The 2,767-nt window shown below is 35.2% G+C and carries 5 protein-coding genes; 3 read left to right on the top strand and 2 right to left on the bottom strand.

Annotation, left to right across the window (positions count from 1 at the left end; genetic code table 11):
• From EGT49_RS12310 to EGT49_RS12300, 3 genes are all read left to right on the top strand, one after another.
• A partial coding sequence (locus EGT49_RS12310; protein ID WP_135374698.1) for a replication initiation protein occupies positions 1 to 745 on the top strand: 745 nt, incomplete at its 5' end.
• Positions 738 to 1,304 (top strand): HTH domain-containing protein, encoded by a 567-nt coding sequence (locus EGT49_RS12305; RefSeq protein ID WP_025016515.1) that lies wholly within the window; start codon positions 738 to 740, stop codon positions 1,302 to 1,304. The genes EGT49_RS12310 and EGT49_RS12305, both read left to right, overlap by 8 nt.
• The gene (locus EGT49_RS12300; protein ID WP_135374696.1) at positions 1,292 to 1,921 is read left to right on the top strand and encodes a restriction endonuclease subunit S; all 630 of its coding nucleotides are present in this window, start codon (positions 1,292 to 1,294) and stop codon (positions 1,919 to 1,921) included. Before EGT49_RS12305 ends, EGT49_RS12300 begins: the two co-directional genes overlap by 13 nt.
• 119 nt (positions 1,922 to 2,040) lie before the next feature.
• Here the strand turns inward: EGT49_RS12300 and EGT49_RS12295 are convergent, their stop codons facing one another.
• Complete coding sequence (locus EGT49_RS12295) at positions 2,041 to 2,343, bottom strand: type II toxin-antitoxin system YafQ family toxin (protein WP_135374694.1); 303 nt, start codon at positions 2,341 to 2,343, stop codon at positions 2,041 to 2,043.
• Positions 2,333 to 2,611, bottom strand: coding sequence for a plasmid mobilization protein (locus EGT49_RS12290; RefSeq protein WP_003625288.1), 279 nt, complete (start codon positions 2,609 to 2,611; stop codon positions 2,333 to 2,335). The genes EGT49_RS12295 and EGT49_RS12290 overlap by 11 nt, the downstream gene beginning before the upstream one ends.
• Positions 2,612 to 2,767: the final 156 nt, after the last annotated feature.

The following is a 2,767-nucleotide window of genomic DNA, read 5'->3' as shown; positions in this document are numbered from 1 at the left end:
CCGATTTATTGACGATATTGAAAGTACTTATCAAAAAATTTTAGGCTTACGCTTTGGAAGACGTAGTAAAGATGGGCTGAATCGTGAATTTTTTGTTATGTTTACCGAATTTGAGATAAACGGCCATGCTGATGATCCTTATGTTGATATTAAAATTTACCCCAAAGCTATAAAATTATTAAATGAGCTGGAAAGTTGGGTTCGTTATGCTTTATCAGAATTCAGAGATTTAAAAAGTAGCTACGCAAAAACCATGTTTCGGTTACTAAAACAATTTAGAACTACTGGGTACGCTTACTTTTCAGTTGCAGACTTTAACGAGCTATTAGATGTCCCTAAAAGCTATAAAAGTAGCAATATAAATCAATCCGTTTTAAAACCCATCAAAGAGGAACTTACGCCTCTTTTTAGAGGCCTAACGGTTAGAAAAAAATATGGTAAAGGCCGCGGGAAACCAGTGATTGGATATTCTTTTACTTGGAAGCCTGAAAAGAAAGACGCTAACGACTTCTCACAAGGTCAATTTCAAGATGAACGTCAAAAACTCTTTAACATTCAGCATAATGGTGAATTAACAGAACAGGAAAAATGGCGCGCCATTGACAAGGTTAAGGGGCTAACTTTAGGCTCTACTGAGAAACAAGCATTGGCTGATAAACAGGCCGAGCACGATAAAAAAATAAGAGATCAAGCACGAAAAGAAGCACTTGCTGAACTCCGAAAGGGGTTTGGAAATAATGCCTAAAACAATTAGAGAACTTGCTGATGAATTGGGCGTTTCAAAGCAGGCTATATGGCAAAAGATAAAAAGAGATGCGTCAATCGATTTACGTCAATTTACATCAACAAAAGGCAATACTGTTTACGTTGATGTTGATGGGCAAAAAGCTATTAAAGCAATGTTCTCAAACAATTCGTCAACAAGATACCGTCAACAAAAAGATGATGTTGACGACAACAAAAAAGATGCGGTTGATGGACAAGATGAAGTGAAATTCCTTCGAAATTTAGTATCAGAAATTCAATCTGAAAAGAAAGAGTTACATAAGTTACTAGATCAGCAACAACGATTAGCCTTGCAAGATAAAAAGTTGCTAGAAGAATACAAGGCGGAAAATGATAACTTAAAAGCCCTCAAAATGCCCTCACAGGAAACAGAATTCAAACACTTAGACAATCAATATAAAGATGAAGTGAACGCTCTTAAAGAGAAGTTGGAAAATTTGCAGGAACAAATCAAAGATCAAAAAAGGATAGAAGAACAAGAAAAACCAAGAAAATGGTGGGGACTATGGCGAAAATAGATGATTCAGTTAAAAAGAAAGTTCCAGAATTAAGGTTTCCGGGATTTACGGATGATTGGGAAGAACGTAAGTTAGGGGAATTATCTAATATTGTTGGTGGTGGAACACCAAGTACATCGAACCCTGAATACTGGGACGGTGATATTGATTGGTATGCACCAGCTGAAATTGGAGAACAAAGTTATGTTAGTAAAAGTAAAAAGACTATTACTGAACTAGGTCTAAAGAAGAGTTCAGCTCGAATTTTACCAGTAGGAACCGTCTTATTTACTTCTCGTGCTGGTATCGGAAACACTGCTATATTAGCCAAAGAAGCTACAACTAATCAAGGGTTTCAATCAATTGTTCCTGATCAAAATAAACTTGATAGTTATTTTATTTTTTCAAGAACTAATGAGCTCAAGCGATATGGGGAAGTCACCGGTGCAGGATCTACTTTTGTTGAGGTTTCAGGTAAGCAAATGTCGAAAATGTCGATTATGGTACCTGAACTTTCAGAACAACAAAAAATAGGCTCATTCTTCAAACAGTTAGATGACACTATCGTTCTTCATCAACGTAAGTTAGATTTGTTGAAAGAACAGAAAAAAGGGTTTTTACAAAAGATGTTTGTTTAGGGTCTATAAATATACAAATAACCCCTCAAAAACGTTTTTTAAAATAGCCCCCAATATCTACATTATAGATATTGGGGGCTATTTTAATCTATTTTTTAATAAGTGCCCCTAAACTATAGCTATTGATTCAAGATTTCATGGGAGCCAGTTGCAACCAATAACAAAATCAATTCATCATGATCTAGCTGATAAATAACAATCCAGTCGTCATAATTTTTACCATAGTTTCCATATCTGGCAGGGTGAAATTCACGATAGCCACGCCAATTTCCTTTTAATGCATGATCTTTAATCTGTTTCAAAACAAGTACATCTTGTTCAACAATTGCTTCTAAACAAGGCTTCAAGACAGTTATTGGGAAATGTTTTTTGACTAGTTTTTTTAATTCACGTTCAAAAGATTTGGTCTGTTTAATTTGCATCTAACTTATCGATCCAATCTTCAAAGTCAGTCAATGAACCAATGTTTTTGACCTGCCCTGTTTCTGCTTCTTTTTTAGCGGCTAAGGCTTCTGGAGAATCTAAAAAGCTGACTAATCGAACTTCATTATTGGCCGCTTTAACTAACGATAAGCGTATATACTCAGAAACGGTTAGCCCTTGTTTTGCTAGATTAGCTTTAGCCCGTTCACTAATGTCAGGTGTTACACGAGTTGAAATTGTCTTGTTTTTAATAATAGTATTACTCATTCTAATCCGCCTCCTTTAAGTTTACCATCGTACTACATTATAATATTCGATTTTTAGGTTTTCTGCAACTAAATTAATTTTAAAGTAAAGGAACTAACAGCTTATGCAACAAGTTGTCTTACCCATCAAAGATTCAAATGTTCTCAAGGAGGTTCA

This window comes from Companilactobacillus suantsaicola, from assembly GCF_004745525.1.
GTDB lineage: Bacteria > Bacillota > Bacilli > Lactobacillales > Lactobacillaceae > Companilactobacillus > Companilactobacillus suantsaicola.
Note: the sequence above shows the minus strand (reverse complement) of the source record. Positions and strands in the feature narration are given on the sequence as shown.